This window comes from bacterium, assembly GCA_036524115.1.
Classification (GTDB): Bacteria; JAUVQV01; JAUVQV01; order JAUVQV01; family DATDCY01; genus DATDCY01.
In genome coordinates, this window is the sequence record DATDCY010000082.1 from 1 (window position 1) to 3,501 (window position 3,501).

The following is a 3,501-nucleotide window of genomic DNA, read 5'->3' on the forward strand; positions in this document are numbered from 1 at the left end:
CGCGCCGGGGGGAGGCCCCGGTGCCGGCCGGGACGGGACGGGGATGGCCGGCGCGCCACCCGCGGCGGTCCCGGCCTGTCCGGCCGCCTCGAGGACCCGGGCAATCCGCGCCCCGATGTCCTCCCGCTCCCGCACCTCCTCCGGACTCTCGCCGGCCACCGTGAGCAGCGCGAGCAGGCGGTCCTTCGCGCCGAGCGTCAGGTCGATGATCTCCTGGGAGATCGCCATCTGCCCCTTGCGGAGCAGGTCGAAGACGTGCTCGAGCGTGTGGGCGAACCGCTCGAGCTCTTCGAAGCCGAACATGGCCCCGTTGCCCTTGAGCGTGTGCAGCGCGCGGAACGCGCGCGCGATCTGCTCCTGGTCACCCGGGCAGCCCTCGAGCTCCAGGAGGGCCGCCTCCATGTCGACCAGCAGTTCGCGCGCCTCGTCGCGGAAGGCGTCGACGAGGGACTCGGTGATCTCGTCCATCGGCTCCATGATAGCATCGGGAGCGGCAGGGCCGCCGCCAGCGGCGCTAGGCGGCCGCCCCGCAGTCGCCGTCGGCCCAGACCAGCTCCTGCCCGGAGCGCGAGTACAGCCGCGCCCCGATCAGCGTCGCGGCGGCCTGCGCCGCGAGCAGGCCGAGGATCTCCTCGTCCAGCCCGGTGAACTCCGGCTTCTGCGTGAGGAGCCGGTGGATGCTGATGGCGCCGACCGTCCGCTCCTCGAGCTTGAGCGGGACGCAGCAGAGGGGATCGCCGTCGCGCCGCTCCCGGCCGAACCACGAATTGCCGGCGCGCAGCGAATCGAGCGCCTCGGCGGGAATGCGCGGCCGCACGCCGTCCTCGAGGCCGCTCTCGTCCGTGAGGCTCAGCAGCGTCATCCGGCCGCTCGCCCCGTCGACGAGCCAGAGCGCGAACGCCTCGGCGCCGACGAGGTTCAGGAGGATCTCGCGCACGACGCTCAGCGCCGTCTCCTCGTCGAGCGTCGAGTGCAGCTGGTACCCCGAGACGTAGAGGTTGAGGAGGTTCTCGTTCTGGCGCTCGACCTCCTGGTAGCGCTCGCGGAAGTCCTCGCTCTGCCGGTTGAGCTGGTCGAACCGGGTCTTGATCTCCTCGAGCTGCCGGCGCAGCTGGAAGTTCTCCGACATCACGTCGCCGGCCCGGCTCGCGTGCTCCTGGCGCGACCGCACCAGCTCCTGCTCGAGGTGCAGCACCTTGTAGCGCAGCAGCTCGTTCTCCCGCATGACCTCCTCGACGAAGGCCTTGCTGCGGTTGTAGGCGCGGACCACCGAGCCGGCGCCCGCCGGCCCCTCACCCGGATCCCGCTCGACCTTCTGGGCCATGGCCTCCCCCTCCCCGCCCGGCCGCGTCACGCGGCGAGGACCTGAGCGATGGCCGCCGCCACCGCGGCGCCGTTGATCGGCTTGGTGAGATAGGTGTTCGCGCCGAGCTCGAGCCCCCGCTCCCGGTCGCCCTCGCTCCCCTTGGTGGTCACGACGATGATCGGGACCGCCGAGGACAGCTCGCTCCGGATCGCGGTGATGAGGCCCAGGCCGTCGAGACGCGGCATGTTGACGTCCGTCACGACGAGGTCGAACTGCTTGGCCCGCAGCTGCTCGAGCGCGACGACCCCGTCCGGGGCCTCGGTGACATGGCAGGCCATGTGCTTGGTCAGCACCATCCGCATCAGCTGACGCATCGTCGAGGAATCGTCCACCACCAGGATCTCCTTCACGACACCCTCCTTCCGTCTCCGCTGTCCGCGGCGCCCCTGCGGCCCCGGTCAGCGCGGCGTTTCATCCATCGCGCCTTGCGCTCGCGCTCACATTTCGGCGTGGACGAATGCAAGGACGAGACCAGAGGCGCAGGCGGTGCCCAATTCAGGGGCGCCAGCCCCGGGGCGGGCGCGGACGCGGGAAATTCGCGGGGGCGGAACCGCTTTCGCCCCCACGCTTCACGGTTGCAGCGCCGGGGCGGTATCCTCCTGGGGCGCAGGGAAGGTCTTGATCCGTGCCATGGCACAGTGGTGTGCCAGGCCGGCTGTGCCAATGTCACACCGGAGACCGGCCGCCGACGCCCACGGACGTGCGCACCTTCATCTGTTCCGCCGCTCCGGGGTAGAGGACGCCCGTGCACTCGGGGCAGATTCCGTGCGTCAACGCCGCATGCGTGTGCTGCCCGAGATACTCCTCGAGGCTGCTCCACGCGCCGCGATCGTCGCGGACCTTTCTGCAGGAACAGCAGATGGGGAGCATCCCGGTGAGCGTCCTGACCCTGCGCAGCGCCTCCTCGAGCTCGCCCTGGCGGGCGCGCAGCGCGCGCGCGGAGGCGTCGCGGGTCGCTTCCAGGGCGGAGGCGAACAGCGTCACGAGCAGGTAGGTGACGAGGAACCGCAACACGAGCGACGGCGGGCTGGCGCCCGACCCGGTGGCGAGCAAGACGGCGGTGACCGCGCCGACCAACGCCGACCAGACCGCCCCTTCGCGCCGGCCGAACACGAAGAAGACCATCGTGGGCAGCAGGTAGGCCCAGAGGAAGGCGCCGCCGCCCCCGGCCACGATCGCGGCCGCGAGGGAGGCCAGTCCCGCGGGGATGATGACCCGCGCGGCCGGCTCGAGACGGGGCAGGCGCCGCGCGACCCCGAGGGTCGCCGCCAGCAGGAGGGCGAGCGCCAGCGGGGGGAGCGCCCGGATCGGCTCGGCGCGCAGCAGGGCTGTGGCCCCGTGCGCGACGAGCGCCGGGATCATGAGGGCGATGGCGACGACGAGGAAGGCGCGCCTCCGGCGGTCCTCGTCGTCGCGCCCCTCGCCGCCGACCCGCTCGATCAGCCGGCGCGCCGCGGCGCCCGCGCCTCCGTCTCTCAAGCCTGCGCCGCCTCCCCCGCGGGCGATGCCTCGCGGACCTCCGCCAGCTCCTCGCCGGAGAAGACCCGGTCGGCGTCGAGGACGATGACGAAGCCCTCGTCGCGCTTGCCCATCCCCCGGATGAACTCGGCGCGCACGGCGCCGCCCAGCCGCGGCGGCGGCTCGATCTGCCCCGGCCCCAGGTCGATCACCTCCTGCACCGAGTCCGCCAGCGCCCCCAGCAGCGTGCGCTCGCCGCCGAACGAAACCTCCGCGATGATGATGCACGTGTTCACGGTCCGCTCGCTCCCCGGCATGCCGAACTTCACCCGCAGATCGAGCACCGGCACCACGGAGCCGCGCAGGTTGATCACCCCGCACATGAACGCCGGCATCCGCGGCACCCGCGTCACCTGCGTGAAGTCCAGCACCTCCCGCACCTGCTCGATACCCAGCGCAAACACCTCATCGCCGAGCTTGAAGGTCAGGTACTGCGACACCGCGATTCCCGCCGTCGCGCCCATCGCCTGCGCCCGCCTAGTACCGCTCGAAGTGGGCGTCCTCGGCGTCGGCACCGCCCTTGCGCCCCATGTCCAGCGCCACGCCGCCGGGCTTCGGCGCCCGGGCCGCGGTCGCGCTCGCGGCCGCCTGCGCGGGCGCCGGACGCAACGCCCGAC

5 protein-coding genes are annotated in these 3,501 nt (G+C 72.5%); all 5 read right to left on the bottom strand.

The features are described 5' to 3' along the window. Positions 1-477, bottom strand: a 477-nt coding sequence (locus VI078_03930; protein ID HEY5998434.1) for an Hpt domain-containing protein, incomplete at its 3' end; no start/stop codon positions are given. A gap of 37 nt (positions 478-514) precedes the next feature. Continuing rightward, complete coding sequence (locus VI078_03935) at positions 515-1,324, bottom strand: GAF domain-containing protein (protein HEY5998435.1); 810 nt, start codon at positions 1,322-1,324, stop codon at positions 515-517. Between the two features lie 26 nt (positions 1,325-1,350). Beyond that, complete coding sequence (locus VI078_03940; GenBank protein HEY5998436.1) at positions 1,351-1,716, bottom strand: response regulator; 366 nt, start codon at positions 1,714-1,716, stop codon at positions 1,351-1,353. 316 nt (positions 1,717-2,032) lie between these two features. After that, positions 2,033-2,845 carry a hypothetical protein gene (locus VI078_03945; protein ID HEY5998437.1) on the bottom strand — a complete coding sequence of 271 codons (813 nt, stop codon included), beginning with the start codon at positions 2,843-2,845 and terminating at the stop codon, positions 2,033-2,035. Continuing rightward, positions 2,842-3,348, bottom strand: a complete 507-nt coding sequence (locus VI078_03950; GenBank protein HEY5998438.1) for a chemotaxis protein CheW — start codon at positions 3,346-3,348, stop codon at positions 2,842-2,844. Before VI078_03950 ends, VI078_03945 begins: the two co-directional genes overlap by 4 nt. Positions 3,349-3,501: the final 153 nt, after the last annotated feature.